Raw genomic sequence first — 17,607 nt, 5'->3', positions numbered from 1 at the left:
AAGCAGCGCGCCAGCAGTCCGGCTATTTGGGGTAGCTGATCTCGTTGATATACCAGCAGACGTCACCAACTGGCGTACGGACGATGGCCTCATCACCGACCTCTTTCTTGAGCAGGGCGCGGGCCATGGGGGAGTCGATGGAGATGTAATCCTTGCGCTCGAAGATCTCGTCATAGCCGACGATGCGAAAGCGCTTGGTCTCGCCCTCATCGTTTTCCACCTCGACCCAGGCGCCGAAGAAGACCTTGCCCTCCTGCGCGGGGGCATAGTCGACGATCCCCAGCTCTTCGAGGCATTTGCGCAGGTAGCGCACCCGCCGGTCGATCTCCCGCAGCCGCTTCTTGTTGTACTGGTAGTCGGCATTTTCGCTGCGATCCCCCAGGCTGGCGGCCCATGCCACCTTTCTGGTTACCTCGGGGCGCTCCTGGCGCCAGAGGAAATCGAGCTCTTCTTTCAGCTTGTTGTAGCCTTCGCGGGTGATCAGCTTTGTCTTCATGGTGATGCGGACCTGGTCAAAGAGGGGTATTCATCGCTAACTGCTCGGGAATATTAGCTTTTGTCCTCTTGCTGTCGAGGGAAATCGTGATGGCTCGGCTGGCGCCATTCAGGGAGTCGCTGGCCAGCGCAGTGACTTGATGGCCGTCACGCTCTCGGGACGGGTAATAACCGGTAACATATTTGTGCTTTGCTCCCGCTATATCCCCCCCTAGTATTGGGGGCAGCTAAAGAATGAAGAGGCAAAGCAATGAGTCAGCAGCAATACAAGGTCCTGGTCGTGGACGATGACCTGAAATTACGTTCCCTGTTGGAACGCTATCTCACCGAGCAGGGATTCGTGGTGCGCGGCGTGGCCAATGGCGAGCAGGCCGATCGCTTGCTGACTCGTGAAAACTTCAGCCTGATGGTGCTCGACCTGATGTTGCCGGGGGAGGATGGGCTCTCCATCTGCCGCCGTCTGCGGGAAGCGGGTAACCAGATCCCGGTGCTGATGCTCACCGCCAAGGGGGATGAAGTGGATCGCATCGTCGGGCTCGAGATGGGGGCCGATGACTATCTGCCCAAGCCGTTCAACCCCCGCGAACTGCTAGCGCGGATCCGTGCCGTGCTGCGCCGTCATACCGTCGAGTTGCCCGGGGCCCCCTCGGCTGCAGAGAAGGTGGTCAACTTCGGGGCCTTCCAGCTCAATCTCGCGACCCGCGAGCTGAGCCGGGATGGCGAGCCTATGGCGCTCACCAGCGGTGAGTTTGCGGTGCTCAAGGTGCTGGTCAGCCATCCGCGTGAACCGCTCTCCCGCGACAAGCTGATGAATCTGGCCCGTGGCCGCGAATACACCGCCACCGAGCGCAGCATCGATGTTCAGGTTTCCCGCTTGCGCCGCCTGCTGGAGCAGGATCCGGCCCAGCCCCGCTATCTACAGACCGTCTGGGGTCTGGGGTATGTGTTTGTACCAGATGGTGACGGTGCATGAAAAAGGTCGGCAGCATGTTCTCGCGCATGCTCTGGTTCCTGGCCGCCGTTCTGGTGGTCTATCAAGCGGTCTCCTATGTCACCTTCTACAACTATCTGCTGGCACCCACCGTCAAACAGATCAGTCACCTGCTGGCCAATCAGGTCAAGCTGATCTTTCCGGTCAATACCGAGCAGCTGGCGTTGAGTGAAGATGCCGAGGCGCTGGTCTATGTGACGACCGGTACCGACATCTATACCCAGAGCGAGGCGGTGCAGCATGGCTTCAACGATGCCAAGCCGTACCCCTATCTGGAGGAGAACATAAGCCGCGAACTGGGTGGCCCGGCCAAGGTGCGGGTCGAGATCCAGGATCACTACATCATCTGGATCCAGCCGCCACAGGCCAGCAAAATCTGGGTGCGGATCCCGCTGACCGAGATTGAAGATGACGATATCGAACCCCTCATCATCTATCTGAGCGTGCTGCTGGTGATCACCCTGTTTGCGGCCTGGCGCTTTGCACGCCAGTTGGTTCGTCCGCTCGAGGATCTCGAGGCTGGCGCGGTTGCCGTGGCCAAGGGACATTTCCCCGAGGCGCTGGGAGAGCTGGGGTCACGGGAGGTACGCCGTCTGACCCGCACCTTCAACCATATGTCCCACTCCATCAAGAGCCTGATCGAAGAGCGTAACCTGATGATGGCGGGGGTTTCCCATGACCTGCGAACCCCGCTGACCCGTATCCGGCTGGCTACCGAGATGATGTCCTCCGGTGACGAATATCTCAAGGAGAGCATCAACTCAGATATTGATGAGTCCAATGCCATCATCGATCAGTTCATCGATTACATCCGCCCGGATGAGGGGCAGGCTCCGGTACCTGTCGATCTGACCCAGCTGGTGCACGATACCCTGTTGATCTATTCGGAGCAGGGGCTGGACGTCGATCTGGCGCTGCCACAAGAGGCTGTGCGGGTGGCTTGCAATCCGGTCAGCATCCGGCGGGTGCTGAACAACCTCTCAAGCAACTCGCTACGCTATGGGGCGAGCAGGTTGCATGCCGAATTGAAGGACGATGGGCACTGGGTGCGTCTGCGCCTCTCCGATGATGGCCCCGGCATCCCCGAGCAGGACTATTCCCGGGTACTGAAACCATTTACTCAGGGGAATATCGCCCGCACTGTCGGTGGCAGTGGCTTGGGGTTGGCAATTGTGGCCAAAATTGTCGCCCAGCACCACGGTACTATCCGGTTGGGGAGCTCGGAGCTCGGCGGCTTGCTGGTCGAGATGCGGCTGCCAAAACATCAGCCACAGGAGTGGATGGATTGAGAGAAGGGCGTATCCGTGGATACGCCCTTCTGCATGGTCAGCTCTTTGTATCGGCTGATGCACGATAGCGTTTGCCGTACTTGAGCTGCTGGATCAGCAGGGCGGCAACGATGAGCGCCAACCCGATGGGGGTGGCCGGATGGATAGCTTCGCCGATCAACAGGTTGAGCAGCACCAGCGAGGCAAACGGCGAGATGAAGATGAGGTTGCTGATGGGGGCTGTGTTGGTAGCGTGGCGCAGGGCCATCAGCCAGAGCACGAAACCGAAACCCATCTCGAACAGTCCCACATAAATGGCTCCAGCCCATCCCTGCCAGGCGGTCATGGCAAAATCGGAGAGCAACCAGGTCGCAACGACGATAAAGGGCAGGCTGATCATAAAGCCGAGCAACAGGCTGACGATGGGATCCCCCTGATTGCGGGTGTTGAGGATCCAGTAGCTGGCCCAGATGAGGGTCGAGACCAGTGCCAGCGTCACGCCGAGGGGGCTGTCGAACTGCAGGCCGAATACATCCCCTCTGGTAGCGATCACCAGTGCGCCAAAATATCCCAACACGATGGCTACGCCATCGCGCCGACGCAGCTTCTGGCCGAGAAAGGGGACGGCAAGCAGACTGAGAGTGATAGCCCAAGTGTAGTTGAGGGTCTGTGCCTGCTGGGCAGGCAGCAGGTCATACGCCTTGAACAGCAACAAGTAATAGAGAAAGGGGTTCAGCACACCCAGAGTCAGGTAGTAGAAAGGGCGGGCCTTGATGTAGCTCCCCAGCAGCGGCAGCTTGCCCTGTTTGGCGACGACGGCTGTCAGCGTGAGAGTCGAGGTGAAGGCGGCCACAAGCAACAGTTGCACAGGTTCGAAATAGGCGAGGGAGATCTTGAAGGCTGTGGCGACCGTCGACCAGAGGGCAACGGCGCAGAGGCCATACTGATAGGCTTTCTTTTGATCTTTGAGCATGGGATGTCGTTCCACTGACAGAGGCAAGCGCACAGTCTACCAGTCTGCTTGTAACATTGTCGTTACCTGGGTGTTGGCAGCAGAGCGCGTTGCCGCAGGCGAGATCCATCTGTCACATAAAACTGCGCATAATCTGTTCGCTCTCCCTTGCGCAAATTTGAAAAATCCGTATAATCCCCTCCGCTTACCCATGAGGTAAGCCAGACGATATGTCTGTTGCTGAGTTTACTGCTTGCAGAGACCAGCCATACAGTCCTCCCGATATGGGAGGAAACGTGAAAAATCGCACCTCTGGCGGGAGAAATCTCGGTCGGGCGGTGTTGATTTATGTTCTTTTATCTATTGGAGCTCTGTCAATGCAGAACCAAAGAATCCGTATCCGCCTGAAGGCTTTTGATCATCGCCTGATTGATCAATCCACTGCGGAAATCGTTGAAACTGCAAAGCGCACTGGCGCGCAGGTTCGCGGTCCTATTCCGCTGCCGACTCGCAAAGAGCGCTTCACCGTCCTGATCTCCCCGCACGTCAACAAAGATGCGCGTGATCAGTACGAGATCCGCACTCACAAGCGTCTGGTAGACATCGTTGAGCCGACTGACAAGACCGTAGACGCCCTGATGCGTCTGGATCTGGCAGCTGGTGTAGACGTCCAGATCAGCCTGGGTTAATTACGGAAAGAGGTTGATAACAATGACAATCGGTCTTGTAGGTCGCAAAGTGGGTATGACTCGCATCTTCACTGAAGATGGCGTTTCTATCCCGGTGACTGTTATCGAAGTTGAAGCTAACCGTGTAACTCAGGTCAAATCTGTAGAAACCGACGGCTACAACGCTATTCAGGTTACCACTGGCGCCAAGAAAGCCAGCCGTGTAACCAAGCCGGAAGCTGGCCACTTCGCCAAAGCTGGTGTAGAAGCCGGTCGCGGTCTGTGGGAATTCCGCCTGAACAACGGTGAAACTTTCACTGTTGGTAGCGAGCTGAAAGTAGATCTTCTCGCTGACGTTAAGCTGGTAGACGTTACCGGCACATCCAAAGGTAAGGGCTTTGCTGGTACTGTTAAGCGCCACAACTTCCGCACCCAGGATATGACCCACGGTAACTCCTTGTCTCACCGCGTTCCGGGTTCTATCGGTCAGAACCAGACTCCGGGTCGTGTATTCAAGGGCAAAAAGATGGCTGGTCACATGGGTGCTGAGCGTGTAACGACTCAGAACCTGGAACTGGTTCGTGTTGACGCTGAACGCAACCTGCTGCTCATCAAAGGTGCAGTACCGGGTGCAACCAACGGCAACGTGATCGTTAAACCTGCCGTCAAAGCGTAACGTCTGAGGAGATAGTAATGGAATTGGTAATGAAAGACGCCAAGAGCGCTCTTGAAGTTTCCGAGACTACCTTCGGGCGCGAATTCAACGAAGCTCTGGTTCACCAGGTTGTCGTTGCTTATGCCGCTGGTGCCCGTCAGGGTACTCGTGCGCAGCTGACTCGCTCTGAAGTGTCTGGTGGCGGCAAAAAGCCGTGGCGTCAGAAGGGTACTGGTCGTGCCCGTGCTGGCTCCATCCGTTCGCCCATTTGGCGTTCCGGTGGTGTGACTTTTGCTGCTAAGCCGCAAGATCACAGCCAGAAAGTAAACAAGAAGATGTACCGCGGCGCTATCCGTAGCATTCTGTCCGAGCTGGTACGTCAAGAGCGCCTGATCGTTGTTGAGAAGTTCGGCATCGAAGCTCCGAAGACCAAAGAACTGATCGCCAAGCTGAAAGAAATGGAACTGACTGACGTTCTGATCGTGACTGCTGAAGTCGATGAGAACCTGTTCCTGGCTGCTCGCAACCTGTACAAAGTTGACGTGCGTGACGTTGCCGGTATCGACCCGGTCAGCCTGATCGCTTTCGACAAGGTTCTGATGACTGCTGACGCAGTTAAGCAAATCGAGGAGATGCTGGCATGATCCGTGAAGAGCGTCTGCTGAAAGTTCTGAAGGCTCCGCACATCTCTGAAAAGAGCACCATGGTCGCAGAAAAGCAGAACACTATCGTGTTCAAAGTTGCTGTTGATGCCACCAAGGCGGAAGTCAAAGCTGCAGTTGCGAAACTGTTCGAGGTCGAAGTTGAGACCGTCCGTACCCTGAACATGAAGGGTAAGACCAAGCGCGCAGGTGCACGCGTAGGCCGTCGTTCCGATTGGAAAAAGGCCTATGTGACCCTGAAAGCTGGTCAGGACATCGACTTCATGGGCGCAGCCGAGTAAGAGGAGTTCTCAAAAATGGCAATCGTTAAGTGCAAGCCTACTTCTCCGGGCCGCCGCCACGTCGTCAAGATCGTCAATCAAGAGCTGTACAAGGGCAAGCCCTTCGCCGCTCTGCTGGACAGCAAAAGCAAGTCCGGTGGTCGTAACAACAACGGTCGCATCACTACCCGTCATATCGGTGGTGGTCACAAGCAGCACTACCGTATCGTCGACTTCAAGCGCGACAAAGACGGTATTCCGGCTAAAGTAGAGCGTCTGGAATACGATCCGAACCGTACCGCTAACATCGCTCTGGTGTTGTATGCAGACGGTGAGCGTCGTTACATCCTGGCTCCGAAAGGCCTGAAAGCTGGTGACGCGATCGCTTCTGGTGCTGATGCAGCCATCAAGGTAGGTAACGCCCTGCCGATGCGCAACATCCCGGTTGGTTCTACCGTTCACGCTGTAGAGATGAAGCCTGGTAAAGGTGCCCAGCTGGCTCGTTCCGCTGGTACTTTCATCCAGATCCTGGCTCGTGAAGGTAACTATGTAACTCTGCGTCTGCGTTCCGGCGAAGTACGTAAAGTTCTGGCCGAGTGCCGCGCTACCATCGGTGAAGTCGGTAACTCCGAGCACATGTTGCGTCAACTGGGTAAAGCCGGTGCAAACCGCTGGCGTGGTATTCGTCCGACCGTTCGCGGTATGGCGATGAACCCGGTTGACCACCCGCACGGTGGTGGTGAGGGTCGTAACAAGGGCATGCAGCCTGTGTCCCCATGGGGCCAGAAGGCTAAAGGCTTCAAGACCCGTAAGAACAAGCGTACCGACAAGTACATCGTACGTCGTCGTAACAAGTAATTGTTAACATAGAGGAATCACCATGCCACGTTCTCTCAAGAAGGGTCCATTTATTGACCTGCACTTGCTGAAGAAGGTAGAGAAAGCGGTGGAAAGCGGGGATAAAAAGCCGGTTAAAACCTGGTCCCGTCGTTCAATGATCATCCCGAACATGATCGGTTTGACCATCGCTGTCCATAATGGTCGTCAGCACGTTCCGGTTTTCGTTACCGAAGAAATGATCGGTCACAAACTGGGTGAATTCGCACCGACTCGTACTTATCGCGGCCATGCTGCTGATAAGAAGGCTAAGAAGCGCTAAGGGATAAATGATGGAAGCTATCGCTAAACACCGTTATGCCCGTACTTCTGCCCAGAAAGCTCGTCTGGTAGCCGATCAAGTACGTGGTCTGTCCGTAGACAAGGCTCTGAATATCCTGACCTTCAGCCCGAAAAAGGCTGCAGTGCTGGTTAAGAAAGTGCTGGAATCTGCCATTGCAAACGCTGAGCACAACGAAGGCGCCGATATCGACGCGCTGCGTGTTGCTACTATCATGGTCGACGAAGGTCCCTCCATGAAGCGCATCCGTCCGCGTGCCAAAGGTCGTGCGGATCGTATCCTCAAGCGTACCGCTCACATCACTGTAGTGGTATCCGACGCTAAGGCTGGGAGATAAGCAATGGGTCAGAAAGTACATCCTAATGGCATTCGCCTGGGTATTACCAAGCCTTGGAATTCTACCTGGTTCGCGAACACCAAAGACTTCGCTGACAACCTGTACAGCGATTTTCAAGTACGCCAGTTCCTGACCAAGGAACTGAAAAACGCGTCCTTGTCCAAGATCACCATTGAGCGTCCGGCCAAGAGCATCCGTGTGACCATTCACACCGCTCGTCCGGGTGTTGTCATCGGTAAGAAAGGCGAAGACGTTGAGAAGCTGCGCAAAGCTGTAGCCACTATTGCTGGCGTGCCTGCTCAGATCAACATTTCCGAAGTCCGCAAGCCGGAGCTGGATGGCAAACTTGTTGCCGACAGCATCACTTCCCAGCTGGAGCGTCGTGTAATGTTCCGTCGTGCTATGAAGCGCGCCGTACAGAACGCAATGCGCCTGGGTGCCAAGGGCATCAAAGTGGAAGTTTCCGGTCGTCTGGGCGGCGCTGAAATCGCGCGTACCGAATGGTACCGTGAAGGTCGTGTGCCGTTGCACACCCTGCGTGCCGACATCGACTACGCAACTTCTGAAGCCCACACCACTTACGGTGTGATCGGCGTTAAAGTTTGGATCTTCAAGGGCGAAGTTCTGGGCGGTCTGGCTGCTGTTAACGCTGCCGCTGCTCAAGAGCAAGCTCCTGCAAAGCCCAAGCGTGACAACAAGCGCCGCGCTGCTAAGTAAGGAGATTCGGTAAATGTTGCAACCTAAGCGTACTAAATTCCGCAAGACCCACAAGGGTCGTAACCGCGGTCTGGCCACCTCTGGTAACGAAGTATCCTTCGGTACCTTTGGCCTGAAGGCGACATCCCGTGGTCAACTGACTGCTCGTCAAATCGAAGCAGCCCGTCGTGCCATGACCCGTCACGTTAAGCGTCAAGGTAAGATCTGGATCCGTGTGTTCCCGGACAAGCCCATCACCGAAAAACCCCTCGAAGTTCGTATGGGTAAAGGTAAGGGTAACGTGGAATACTGGGTTTGCCCGATCCAGCCTGGCAAGGTTCTGTACGAGATGGACGGTGTACCTGAGGCTCTGGCGCGTGAAGCGTTTGCCCTGGCCGCAGCTAAGCTGTCTGTTCAGACCACTTTCGTAATTAAGACGGTGATGTGATGAAAGCCCAAGATCTGCGTCAAAAGAGCGTCGAAGAACTGAACCAGGAGCTGCTGGGCCTGCTGCGTGAGCAATTCAACATGCGCATGCAAGCGTCCACCGGCCAGCTGGCTCAGACTCACACTCTGAAACAAGTGCGTCGTGACGTCGCACGTATCAAGACTGTACTGACTGAGAAGGCAGGTGCGTAATGACTGACAAGATCCGTACTCTGCAAGGTCGTGTAATCAGCGACAAGATGGACAAGTCCATCACTGTTGCTATCGAGCGCAAGGTAAAGCACCCGATCTACGGTAAGATCATCAAGCGCACTACCAAGCTGCACGTGCATGACGAAAACAACGAATGCAAAGCTGGCGACCTCGTGGAAATCCGCGAATGCCGCCCGCTGTCCAAGACCAAGTCCTGGACCCTGGTTGCCGTTGTAGAAAAGGCCTAATCGGTACTTTGTAGTCCAAGCGGCCCCTTTCAGGGGCCGTTTGTTTTTTAGGCTACCTTTTCTGAAAATCCTGTGTTATAGTTTCGCGCCTTTTGAAGGCAGCCAGATCCCATTAGGGATAAGAAGTAAACAAAGCGGAGCACTAAGATGATCCAGATGCAAAGTATGCTGGGTGTTGCCGACAACTCCGGCGCTCGCAGTGTAATGTGTATTAAGGTTCTGGGTGGCTCGCACCGCCGTTACGCCGGCATCGGCGACATCATCAAGGTTTCCATCAAGGAAGCCATTCCTCGCGGTAAAGTGAAGAAAGGTGATGTGTATAACGCGGTGGTCGTACGCACCCGTAAAGGCGTTCGTCGTCCGGACGGCTCTGTCATCCGTTTCGACAACAATGCGGCTGTGTTGCTTAACAACAACCAACAGCCAATCGGTACTCGTATTTTTGGCCCGGTGACCCGTGAACTGCGTAATGAGAAGTTCATGAAGATTGTGTCCCTGGCACCCGAAGTACTGTAAGGAGTCGAACGATGGCAGCTAAAATCCGTCGCGAAGACGAAGTGATTGTTCTTACCGGCAAAGACAAGGGCAAGCGTGGCAAAGTCACTCAGGTTCTGATTGCTAAAGGTAAGGTAATCGTGGAAGGCATCAATCAGGTGAAGAAACACCAGAAGCCGGTACCCGCACTGGGTCAGGCTGGCGGTATCGTCACCAAAGAAGCCCCCATCGATGTATCAAACGTAGCGCTGTTCAACTCTGCCACTGGCAAAGCTGACCGCGTTGGTTTCCGGATTGAAGACGGCAAAAAAGTTCGTTTCTTCAAATCCACCGGCGAACTTGTGAAGTAATTGGAGTTTAACGATGGCGAAACTGCATGATTACTACAAATCCGATGTAGTAAATGAACTGTCAAAGCAGTTCGGTTACAAGACTATCATGCAAGTCCCTCGGATCGAGAAAATCACCCTGAACATGGGTGTTGGTGAAGCGATCTCTGACAAGAAGTTGCTGGAAAATGCTGCTGCCGATATGGCTGCCATTTCCGGTCAGAAGCCGCTGATCACCAAAGCTCGCAAATCTGTTGCGGGCTTCAAGATTCGTGAAGGCTACCCGATAGGTTGTAAAGTAACCCTGCGTGGCGAGCGTATGTGGGAGTTCCTGGAACGGCTGATCTGCATCTCCGTACCGCGTATCCGTGACTTCCGTGGCCTGAACGCTAAAGCGTTCGACGGTCGTGGTAACTACTCCATGGGCGTGCGTGAGCAGATCATCTTCCCGGAAATCGACTATGACAAAGTCGATCGCGTCCGTGGTCTGGATATCACCATCACCACTTCCGCGAATACCGATGAAGAAGGCCGTGCTCTGCTGGCTGCCTTTAACTTCCCATTCCGCAAGTAAGGTTAGGGTTATGGCTAAAACATCCATGAAAGCGCGCGAAGCAAAGCGTGCCAAGCTGGTAGCCAAGTACGCGACCAAGCGTGCCGAGCTGAAAGCTATCATCGTTGACATGAACGCTTCTGAAGAAGCGCGTTGGGATGCTGTACTGCAACTGCAACAGCTGCCCCGTGATTCCAGTCCGTCCCGCCAGCGTAACCGTTGCAATATTACTGGTCGTCCGCACGGTTTCCTGCGCAAGTTTGGCCTGTCTCGCATCAAGGTGCGTGAGCATGCCATGAAGGGCGAAATTCCGGGCCTGAAGAAGGCTTCTTGGTAACGAATCTCGGGAGTTAGACTTATGAGCATGCAAGATCCGATCGCGGATATGCTGACCCGCATCCGTAACGGTCAGGCGGCGAGCAAAGTTGCGGTTTCCATGCCTTCTTCCAAGCTGAAAGTGGCTATCGCCAAAGTGCTGAAAGAAGAAGGTTACATCGCTGGCTACTCCGTAGCTGGTGACGTGAAGCCGGAACTGGAAATTGAACTGAAATATTTCCAGGGCAAGCCAGTTGTAGAACTGATCCAACGCGTGAGCCGTCCCGGCCTGCGTATTTACAAGCGCACTACTGATCTGCCGAAAGTTATGGGCGGTCTCGGTGTTGCTATCGTGTCCACGTCTAAAGGTGTGATGACTGACCGTGCTGCCCGTAAAGCAAGCATGGGCGGTGAGATCATCTGCTACGTCGCTTAATAGGAGGTAGGAAATGTCTCGTGTTGCTAAGGCACCCGTCACTATTCCTGCTGGCGTAGAGGTGACTCTGAACGGCCAGGAACTGTCTATCAAAGGTGGTAAAGGTTCCCTGGTTCGCTCTATTCACGCCGGTGTAGAAGTGACCAAAGAAGACAATGTACTGAAGTTCGCCCCGCGCGACGGCATCGCTGGTGCTGACGCTCAGGCCGGTACTGCCCGTGCATTGGTCAACAACATGGTAATCGGTGTTACCCAAGGCTTCGAGCGCAAGCTGCAGCTGGTTGGTGTAGGTTATAAAGCCTCCATCAAGGGCAATGCTGTTGCGCTGGCTCTGGGCTTCTCTCACCCGGTAGAGCATGCGCTGCCGGCTGGTGTGACCGCTGAGTGCCCGACTGCCACAGAAATCGTTCTGCGTGGTGTCGACAAGCAGCTGGTTGGCCAAGTCGCCGCCGATATCCGTGCTTACCGCGCTCCGGAGCCCTACAAGGGCAAGGGTGTACGCTATGCCAACGAGCAAGTGCGTACTAAAGAAGCTAAGAAGAAGTAAGGTAACACTATGGACAAGAAAGCAGCTCGTCTCCGTCGTGCTACTCGTGCTCGGAAAAAGATGCAGGAACTGGGAGCTACCCGTCTGGTTGTTCACCGTACCCCGCGTCATATCTATGCGCAGGTTATTGCAGCCAACGGTTCCGAAGTTCTGGCCTCTGCTTCCACAGTAGAGAAAGCCATCAGTGAAGCTCTGAAATACACCGGTAACGCAGATGCGGCTACCGCTGTAGGTAAAGCTATCGCTGAGCGTGCTATTGCCAAAGGCGTTCAGAACGTATCTTTCGATCGTTCCGGTTTCAAGTATCACGGTCGCATCGCTGCCCTGGCAGCTGCCGCACGTGACGCTGGTCTTCAGTTCTAAGCTAGGAGTCGAAGATGGCTAAAGTCGAATCTCAAGCCGGCGAACTGCAAGAAAAGCTCATTGCAGTAAACCGTGTTTCGAAAACTGTTAAAGGTGGTCGTATCATGTCCTTCACCGCGTTGACCGTGGTGGGTGATGGTAACGGCCGTGTAGGTTACGGTTACGGTAAAGCCCGTGAAGTTCCGGCTGCTATTCAAAAAGCAATGGAACAGGCCAAGCGTAACCTGAACAAGGTTGAACTGAACAACGGCACCCTGCACCACCCGGTGAAAGGTGTTCACTCCGGTTCCACCGTGTTCATGAAGCCGGCCTCTCAAGGTACTGGTATCATCGCAGGCGGCGCCATGCGTGCCGTTCTGGAAGTTGCTGGTATCCACAACGTGCTGGCTAAGACCTACGGTTCCACCAACCCAATCAACGTTGTTCGCGCAACTGTAGACGCTCTGGTTCACGGTCAGTCACCGGAACAGATCGCTGCCAAGCGTGGTCTGCGCGTTGAAGAAATTCTGGGGTAATGCGACATGGCTAACACTGTAAAAGTAACTCAAACTCGCAGCTCTATCGGCCGTCTGCCAAAGCACAAGGCGACTCTGCGTGGTCTGGGTCTGCGTCGCATTGGTCACACCGTTGAGCTGGAAGATACTCCTTGCGTACGTGGTATGATCAACCAGGTTTATTACATGGTTAAGGTGGAGGGCTAAGCATGCGTCTGAATACTCTGTCTCCGGCCGCTGGTTCCAAGCGCGTTAAGCACCGTCCGGGCCGTGGTATCGGTTCTGGTCTGGGCAAGACCGGTGGTCGTGGTGTTAAAGGTCAAACCTCTCGTTCCGGTGGCGGTAAAGTCCGCAACGGTTTCGAAGGCGGCCAGATGCCTTTGAAAATCCGTCTGCCGAAGTTCGGTTTCTTCTCTCGCAAATCTTTGGTATCTGCCGAAGTGCGCCTGAACGAAATCGCCCTGGTAGAAGGTGATGTAGTCGACGTGAGCACTCTGAAGCAAGCCGGCGTTCTGACCAAGAACATCGTGTTCGCTAAAGTTGTTCTGTCTGGCAACATTGACCGTGCTGTGACCGTTCGTGGTCTGTCCGTCACCAAAGGTGCACGTGCAGCCATCGAGGCCGCTGGCGGTAAAATCGAGGAATAATCAGTACAATGGCTAAGAAACCAGGATTGGATGTTAAAGCACAGGGTGGTCTGAGTGAACTAAAGAGCCGTCTGCTCTTCGTTCTCGGGGCGATTATCGTTTTCCGTGCAGGCTCTTATGTGCCGATTCCTGGTATTGACGCCGCCGTACTGGCCGAGTTGTTCCAGCAACAGAAGGGCACCATCATTGAGATGTTCAACATGTTCAGTGGTGGTGCACTATCGCGTGCTTCTATTCTTGCGTTGGGGATCATGCCGTACATTTCGGCGTCGATCATTATCCAGCTGCTGACAGTGGTTCATCCTGCTCTTGCTGAACTCAAGAAAGAGGGTGAATCCGGCCGTCGCAAGATTAGCCAATATACCCGTTGGGGCACGCTGGTTTTGGGAACTTTCCAGGCCATTGGTATTGCAACCGGTCTGCCGAATATGATGCAAGGACTCGTGACTCATCCGGGTTTGGGCTTCTATTTCACAGCGGTTGTGAGTCTGGTCACCGGTACCATGTTCTTGATGTGGTTGGGTGAGCAGATTACCGAGCGTGGGATTGGTAATGGTATCTCGTTGATTATTTTCACAGGTATCGTTGCTGGTCTGCCGCATGCCATTGGCGCTACGGCCGAACAGGCACGTCAAGGGGAATTGCACATCCTGCTGTTGTTGTTGCTGGGCTTGATTGTTTTCGCAGTGACTTACTTTGTGGTGTTCGTGGAGCGTGGTCAGCGTCGTATCGTCGTTAACTATGCCAAGCGTCAACAAGGCCGCCAGGTATTTGCTGCGCAAAGCACACACCTGCCGTTGAAAGTGAATATGGCTGGTGTGATTCCTGCGATTTTCGCATCCAGTATCATCCTCTTCCCGGGGACCATTACCTCCTGGTTTGGTCAGGGTGAGGGTAAAGTCGCTGATATCCTGCAACAGGTCTCTATGGTCCTGCAGCCGGGTCAGCCGCTTTACGAGATGCTGTATGCAGCAGCCATTATCTTTTTCTGTTTCTTCTATACCGCGCTGGTGTTCAACCCCCGCGAGACAGCAGATAACCTGAAGAAGAGTGGAGCCTTTATCCCGGGGATCCGCCCGGGCGAGCAGACAGCACGTTATATCGATAAGGTTATGACTCGCCTGACATTGGCAGGTGCGCTCTATATAACCTTTATCTGTCTGGTACCCCAGTTCCTGATGACTGCTTGGAACGTACAGTTCTACTTCGGTGGCACTTCGCTGCTGATTATTGTGGTGGTTATCATGGACTTCATGGCTCAGGTACAAACCCATATGATGTCTCATCAATATGGTGACGTCCTGAGGAAGGCCAACCTGAAGGGCTACGGCCGCTAAAGGTCGGCGTAGTTACGGAGTTAAGCAATGAAAGTTCGTGCTTCCGTTAAGGCAATCTGCCGTAACTGCAAAATCATCAAGCGTCACGGTGTGGTGCGTGTGATTTGCAGCGAGCCAAAGCATAAACAGCGCCAAGGCTAATTTTTTACGGTTAGTACTTGCAACAAATAGTTGTGCTGGCTACTATAGCCAGCCAACTTTTGTTGTGTATTGGTTGACCGCCACGTATCCGCTCACGGGCTTTGTGGTGGTCGTAATCTACTATATGTAGGAGTGAATAGTGGCCCGTATCGCTGGCATTAACATTCCTGACCATAAGCATGCAGTCATCGCTTTGACTGCTATTTATGGCGTCGGTCGTACCCGCTCCAAGGCCATCTGTGCCGCAGCCGGTATCGCTGAGAATGTGAAAATTAAAGACCTGGACGAAGCTCAGATCGAGAGTCTGCGTGAACAAGTAGGTAAATTCACCGTTGAAGGTGACCTGCGTCGTCAGATTTCCATGAACATCAAGCGTTTGATGGATCTGGGTTGCTACCGTGGTTTGCGTCACCGTCGTAGCCTGCCTGTTCGTGGTCAACGTACCAAGACCAACGCTCGTACCCGTAAGGGTCCGCGCAAGGCTATCAAGAAGTAACGGGAAGGTAGAAAATGGCTAAAACTCCGACTCGTGCTCGCAAGCGCGTTAAAAAGCAAGTGAGCGACGGTATTGCGCACGTTCATGCATCTTTCAACAACACAATCGTGACCATTACTGACCGTCAGGGCAACGCTCTGTCTTGGGCTACTTCTGGTGGTTCCGGTTTCCGTGGTTCTCGTAAGTCCACCCCGTTCGCTGCTCAGGTAGCTGCTGAACGCGCTGGTGAGATGGCCAAAGAATATGGCGTCAAGAACCTGGAAGTCATGGTCAAAGGTCCGGGTCCCGGTCGTGAGTCTTCCATCCGCGCCCTGAACGCGGCTGGTTTCCGCATCACTAACATTACTGATGTGACTCCGATCCCGCACAACGGTTGTCGTCCTCCCAAGAAGCGCCGCGTGTAACGCTGGTAGCTACTTGGTCTAGGATTGTTGGAGAAAGAAGATGGCAAGATATATCGGTCCTAAGCTTAAGCTTAGCCGTCGTGAGGGCACAGACCTCTTCCTGAAGTCTGGTGTTCGCGCGATTGATTCTAAGTGCAAGATTGACACCGCTCCTGGTCAGCACGGCGCTCGTAAGCCCCGCCTGTCCGACTACGGTGTACAACTGCGCGAGAAACAAAAAGTTCGTCGTATTTACGGCGTATTGGAAAAACAGTTCCGCAACTACTACCGCGACGCTGCCCGTCAAAAGGGTAACACCGGTGAAAACCTGTTGCAGCTGCTGGAAGGTCGTCTGGACAACGTCGTATACCGCATGGGCTTCGGTGCTACCCGCGCTGAATCTCGTCAGCTGGTGAGCCATAAGGCCATCATGGTAAACGGCCGCGTTGTGAACATTCCTTCTTTCCAGGTTTCCCCTGAGGACGTGATCTGCGTTCGTGAGAAGGCTAAGAAGCAAGCGCGTATCAAAGCTGCCCTTGAGGTTGCTGGTCAGCGCGAGAAGCCGACTTGGGTAGAGGTTGATGCCGCTAAAATGGAAGGTGCCTTCAAGCGCCTGCCGGAGCGTTCCGACCTGTCTGCCGACATTAACGAACAGCTGATCGTCGAGCTTTACTCCAAGTAAAGCTAGCTTCTAAAGAGAGGACACAATGCTGGGTTCTGTAACAGATTTTCTTAAACCGCGGCTAGTTGACATCGAGCAAGTTAGCCCGACTCATGCGAAAGTGACTCTTGAGCCACTTGAGCGTGGCTTTGGTCACACGCTGGGTAACGCCCTGCGTCGTATTTTGCTGTCTTCTATGCCCGGTTGTGCAGTTACTGAAGTCGAAATTGACGGTGTACTGCATGAGTACAGCAGCAAAGAAGGTGTACAGGAAGACATTCTTGAAATCCTGCTCAACCTGAAAGGTATCGCTGTGAAGCTGGAAGGCAAGGACGAGGTAACTCTGTCCCTGACCAAGTCTGGAACAGGCCCCGTTACCGCAGGTGATATCACTCACGGTGATGAAGTCGAGATCGTAAACCCGGAGCACGTAATCTGCCACCTGACTGGTGCCAATGCTGAAATCAGCATGCGCCTGAAAGTTCAGCGCGGTCGTGGTTATGTGCCTGCTTCTGCTCGTGTTCACAACGATGATGAAGAGCGTCCTATTGGTCGCCTGCTGCTGGACTCTGCGTTCAGCCCCATCGTTCGTATTGCCTACAATGTTGAGGCAGCACGTGTGGAACAGCGTACCGACTTGGACAAGCTGGTTATCGACATGGAGACCAATGGTACTCTGGATCCTGAAGAAGCCATCCGTCGTTCTGCCACTATCTTGGCTGAGCAACTGGAAGCCTTCGTGGATCTGCGCGATGTCAGCGTGCCCGAGAAGAAAGAAGAGAAACCCGAGTTTGATCCGATTCTGCTGCGTCCTGTCGATGATTTGGAGCTGACAGTTCGTTCTGCGAACTGTCTGAAGGCAGAAGCTATCCACTATATTGGTGATCTGGTACAGCGTACCGAAGTTGAGTTGCTTAAAACTCCTAACCTCGGTAAGAAGTCCCTGACTGAGATCAAGGACGTGTTGGCCTCCCGTGGTCTGTCTCTTGGCATGCGCCTTGAGAACTGGCCGCCCGCCAGCATCGCTGACGAGTAATCCAGATTACGGGTTTCACAGATTTAGTTAGAAGGATAAGGTCATGCGCCATCGTTTGAGTGGTCGTCAACTGAACCGGAACAGCAGCCATCGTCAGGCTATGTTCCGCAACATGGCCAGCTCCCTGGTTCGTCATGAGATCATCAAGACAACTCTGCCTAAGGCAAAAGAGCTGCGTCGTGTAGTTGAACCGCTGATCACCCTTGCCAAGACTGATAGCGTTGCTAATCGTCGTCTGGCATTTGCCCGCACTCGCGATAACGCGATCGTGGCTAAGCTGTTCAATGAACTGGGCCCGCGCTACCTGGAGCGCGCCGGCGGTTATA

At 54.3% G+C, this 17,607-nt stretch carries 32 protein-coding genes (1 of these 32 cut by a window edge); 30 read left to right on the top strand and 2 right to left on the bottom strand.

Going from position 1 to position 17,607, the window contains the following annotated elements; translation table 11 throughout:
* Positions 1 to 22: 22 nt before the first annotated feature.
* Positions 23 to 496: a transcription elongation factor GreB gene (gene greB / locus I6L35_RS05040; protein WP_005340627.1), complete on the bottom strand. Its 474-nt coding sequence runs from the start codon at positions 494 to 496 to the stop codon at positions 23 to 25.
* 249 nt (positions 497 to 745) lie between these two features.
* Between greB and ompR the strand changes: the two genes are divergently transcribed.
* Both ompR and envZ read left to right on the top strand, forming a co-directional pair.
* The gene (gene ompR, locus I6L35_RS05035; RefSeq protein WP_005340625.1) at positions 746 to 1,468 is read left to right on the top strand and encodes a two-component system response regulator OmpR; all 723 of its coding nucleotides are present in this window, start codon (positions 746 to 748) and stop codon (positions 1,466 to 1,468) included.
* Positions 1,465 to 2,775 carry a two-component system sensor histidine kinase EnvZ gene (envZ, locus tag I6L35_RS05030; RefSeq protein ID WP_216979699.1) on the top strand — a complete coding sequence of 437 codons (1,311 nt, stop codon included), beginning with the start codon at positions 1,465 to 1,467 and terminating at the stop codon, positions 2,773 to 2,775. The genes ompR and envZ overlap by 4 nt, the downstream gene beginning before the upstream one ends.
* A gap of 37 nt (positions 2,776 to 2,812) precedes the next feature.
* Here the strand turns inward: envZ and I6L35_RS05025 are convergent, their stop codons facing one another.
* Positions 2,813 to 3,727 carry a DMT family transporter gene (locus I6L35_RS05025; RefSeq protein ID WP_216979698.1) on the bottom strand — a complete coding sequence of 305 codons (915 nt, stop codon included), beginning with the start codon at positions 3,725 to 3,727 and terminating at the stop codon, positions 2,813 to 2,815.
* Positions 3,728 to 4,083: 356 nt separating this feature from the next.
* Here I6L35_RS05025 and rpsJ point away from each other — a divergent pair, with 356 nt between their 5' ends.
* The 28 genes from rpsJ to rplQ form a co-directional block, all read left to right on the top strand.
* Positions 4,084 to 4,395 carry a 30S ribosomal protein S10 gene (rpsJ, locus tag I6L35_RS05020; RefSeq protein WP_005307944.1) on the top strand — a complete coding sequence of 104 codons (312 nt, stop codon included), beginning with the start codon at positions 4,084 to 4,086 and terminating at the stop codon, positions 4,393 to 4,395.
* A gap of 22 nt (positions 4,396 to 4,417) precedes the next feature.
* Positions 4,418 to 5,050 (top strand): 50S ribosomal protein L3, encoded by a 633-nt coding sequence (rplC, locus tag I6L35_RS05015; protein WP_005340620.1) that lies wholly within the window; start codon positions 4,418 to 4,420, stop codon positions 5,048 to 5,050.
* 17 nt (positions 5,051 to 5,067) lie between these two features.
* Positions 5,068 to 5,673 (top strand): 50S ribosomal protein L4, encoded by a 606-nt coding sequence (gene rplD / locus I6L35_RS05010; protein WP_005340616.1) that lies wholly within the window; start codon positions 5,068 to 5,070, stop codon positions 5,671 to 5,673.
* Positions 5,673 to 5,972, top strand: coding sequence for a 50S ribosomal protein L23 (gene rplW / locus I6L35_RS05005; protein ID WP_342690021.1), 300 nt, complete (start codon positions 5,673 to 5,675; stop codon positions 5,970 to 5,972). Before rplD ends, rplW begins: the two co-directional genes overlap by 1 nt.
* A gap of 15 nt (positions 5,973 to 5,987) precedes the next feature.
* Positions 5,988 to 6,809, top strand: coding sequence for a 50S ribosomal protein L2 (rplB, locus tag I6L35_RS05000; RefSeq protein WP_005340614.1), 822 nt, complete (start codon positions 5,988 to 5,990; stop codon positions 6,807 to 6,809).
* A gap of 22 nt (positions 6,810 to 6,831) precedes the next feature.
* Positions 6,832 to 7,110 (top strand): 30S ribosomal protein S19, encoded by a 279-nt coding sequence (rpsS, locus tag I6L35_RS04995; protein ID WP_005307960.1) that lies wholly within the window; start codon positions 6,832 to 6,834, stop codon positions 7,108 to 7,110.
* A 10-nt stretch (positions 7,111 to 7,120) separates the two neighbouring features.
* Positions 7,121 to 7,465: a 50S ribosomal protein L22 gene (gene rplV, locus I6L35_RS04990; protein WP_005319741.1), complete on the top strand. Its 345-nt coding sequence runs from the start codon at positions 7,121 to 7,123 to the stop codon at positions 7,463 to 7,465.
* Between the two features lie 3 nt (positions 7,466 to 7,468).
* The gene (gene rpsC, locus I6L35_RS04985; RefSeq protein ID WP_005307962.1) at positions 7,469 to 8,182 is read left to right on the top strand and encodes a 30S ribosomal protein S3; all 714 of its coding nucleotides are present in this window, start codon (positions 7,469 to 7,471) and stop codon (positions 8,180 to 8,182) included.
* A gap of 13 nt (positions 8,183 to 8,195) precedes the next feature.
* A complete protein-coding gene (gene rplP / locus I6L35_RS04980; protein WP_005340612.1) occupies positions 8,196 to 8,609 on the top strand; it encodes a 50S ribosomal protein L16 in 414 nt (137 codons plus the stop codon).
* Positions 8,609 to 8,800 carry a 50S ribosomal protein L29 gene (rpmC, locus tag I6L35_RS04975; protein WP_005307965.1) on the top strand — a complete coding sequence of 64 codons (192 nt, stop codon included), beginning with the start codon at positions 8,609 to 8,611 and terminating at the stop codon, positions 8,798 to 8,800. The genes rplP and rpmC overlap by 1 nt, the downstream gene beginning before the upstream one ends.
* Positions 8,800 to 9,048 carry a 30S ribosomal protein S17 gene (rpsQ, locus tag I6L35_RS04970; RefSeq protein ID WP_005307966.1) on the top strand — a complete coding sequence of 83 codons (249 nt, stop codon included), beginning with the start codon at positions 8,800 to 8,802 and terminating at the stop codon, positions 9,046 to 9,048. The genes rpmC and rpsQ overlap by 1 nt, the downstream gene beginning before the upstream one ends.
* Before the next feature lie 147 nt (positions 9,049 to 9,195).
* Positions 9,196 to 9,564: a 50S ribosomal protein L14 gene (gene rplN / locus I6L35_RS04965; protein ID WP_005307975.1), complete on the top strand. Its 369-nt coding sequence runs from the start codon at positions 9,196 to 9,198 to the stop codon at positions 9,562 to 9,564.
* A gap of 11 nt (positions 9,565 to 9,575) precedes the next feature.
* Positions 9,576 to 9,893 carry a 50S ribosomal protein L24 gene (rplX, locus tag I6L35_RS04960; protein WP_005307977.1) on the top strand — a complete coding sequence of 106 codons (318 nt, stop codon included), beginning with the start codon at positions 9,576 to 9,578 and terminating at the stop codon, positions 9,891 to 9,893.
* A 13-nt stretch (positions 9,894 to 9,906) separates the two neighbouring features.
* Positions 9,907 to 10,446 carry a 50S ribosomal protein L5 gene (rplE, locus tag I6L35_RS04955; RefSeq protein WP_005331162.1) on the top strand — a complete coding sequence of 180 codons (540 nt, stop codon included), beginning with the start codon at positions 9,907 to 9,909 and terminating at the stop codon, positions 10,444 to 10,446.
* 10 nt (positions 10,447 to 10,456) lie between these two features.
* Positions 10,457 to 10,762 carry a 30S ribosomal protein S14 gene (rpsN, locus tag I6L35_RS04950; RefSeq protein WP_005340609.1) on the top strand — a complete coding sequence of 102 codons (306 nt, stop codon included), beginning with the start codon at positions 10,457 to 10,459 and terminating at the stop codon, positions 10,760 to 10,762.
* A gap of 21 nt (positions 10,763 to 10,783) precedes the next feature.
* Positions 10,784 to 11,176, top strand: a complete 393-nt coding sequence (gene rpsH / locus I6L35_RS04945) for a 30S ribosomal protein S8 (protein WP_005307980.1) — start codon at positions 10,784 to 10,786, stop codon at positions 11,174 to 11,176.
* Positions 11,177 to 11,189: 13 nt separating this feature from the next.
* Positions 11,190 to 11,723: a 50S ribosomal protein L6 gene (gene rplF / locus I6L35_RS04940; protein WP_005307981.1), complete on the top strand. Its 534-nt coding sequence runs from the start codon at positions 11,190 to 11,192 to the stop codon at positions 11,721 to 11,723.
* A gap of 9 nt (positions 11,724 to 11,732) precedes the next feature.
* Entirely contained in the window at positions 11,733 to 12,086 is a 354-nt protein-coding gene (gene rplR / locus I6L35_RS04935; protein WP_005340606.1) for a 50S ribosomal protein L18, read from the top strand.
* Between the two features lie 14 nt (positions 12,087 to 12,100).
* On the top strand, positions 12,101 to 12,601 hold the full coding sequence (gene rpsE, locus I6L35_RS04930) for a 30S ribosomal protein S5 (protein WP_005342686.1): 501 nt from the start codon (positions 12,101 to 12,103) through the stop codon (positions 12,599 to 12,601).
* A gap of 6 nt (positions 12,602 to 12,607) precedes the next feature.
* Positions 12,608 to 12,787, top strand: a complete 180-nt coding sequence (gene rpmD / locus I6L35_RS04925) for a 50S ribosomal protein L30 (protein WP_005307985.1) — start codon at positions 12,608 to 12,610, stop codon at positions 12,785 to 12,787.
* Positions 12,788 to 12,789: 2 nt separating this feature from the next.
* Positions 12,790 to 13,227 carry a 50S ribosomal protein L15 gene (gene rplO / locus I6L35_RS04920; protein WP_005342691.1) on the top strand — a complete coding sequence of 146 codons (438 nt, stop codon included), beginning with the start codon at positions 12,790 to 12,792 and terminating at the stop codon, positions 13,225 to 13,227.
* Between the two features lie 8 nt (positions 13,228 to 13,235).
* Positions 13,236 to 14,564 (top strand): preprotein translocase subunit SecY, encoded by a 1,329-nt coding sequence (gene secY / locus I6L35_RS04915; protein WP_005307989.1) that lies wholly within the window; start codon positions 13,236 to 13,238, stop codon positions 14,562 to 14,564.
* Between the two features lie 27 nt (positions 14,565 to 14,591).
* Entirely contained in the window at positions 14,592 to 14,705 is a 114-nt protein-coding gene (gene rpmJ / locus I6L35_RS04910) for a 50S ribosomal protein L36 (protein ID WP_005319705.1), read from the top strand.
* A 139-nt stretch (positions 14,706 to 14,844) separates the two neighbouring features.
* A complete protein-coding gene (rpsM, locus tag I6L35_RS04905) occupies positions 14,845 to 15,201 on the top strand; it encodes a 30S ribosomal protein S13 (protein WP_005307991.1) in 357 nt (118 codons plus the stop codon).
* Between the two features lie 14 nt (positions 15,202 to 15,215).
* Positions 15,216 to 15,605, top strand: a complete 390-nt coding sequence (gene rpsK / locus I6L35_RS04900) for a 30S ribosomal protein S11 (RefSeq protein WP_005307993.1) — start codon at positions 15,216 to 15,218, stop codon at positions 15,603 to 15,605.
* Positions 15,606 to 15,645: 40 nt separating this feature from the next.
* Positions 15,646 to 16,266: a 30S ribosomal protein S4 gene (rpsD, locus tag I6L35_RS04895; RefSeq protein ID WP_005342696.1), complete on the top strand. Its 621-nt coding sequence runs from the start codon at positions 15,646 to 15,648 to the stop codon at positions 16,264 to 16,266.
* Positions 16,267 to 16,291: 25 nt separating this feature from the next.
* A complete protein-coding gene (rpoA, locus tag I6L35_RS04890; protein ID WP_005307997.1) occupies positions 16,292 to 17,281 on the top strand; it encodes a DNA-directed RNA polymerase subunit alpha in 990 nt (329 codons plus the stop codon).
* Between the two features lie 43 nt (positions 17,282 to 17,324).
* On the top strand, positions 17,325 to 17,607 hold the 5' portion of the coding sequence (rplQ, locus tag I6L35_RS04885; protein WP_005307999.1) for a 50S ribosomal protein L17. The gene runs 101 nt beyond the window's last position; the window shows 283 of its 384 coding nt (coding positions 1-283); it begins with the start codon at positions 17,325 to 17,327; the stop codon falls past the right edge of the window.

This window comes from Aeromonas sp. FDAARGOS 1405 (assembly GCF_019048265.1).
Lineage (GTDB): Bacteria > Pseudomonadota > Gammaproteobacteria > Enterobacterales > Aeromonadaceae > Aeromonas > Aeromonas veronii_A.
Note: the sequence above shows the minus strand (reverse complement) of the source record. Positions and strands in the feature narration are given on the sequence as shown.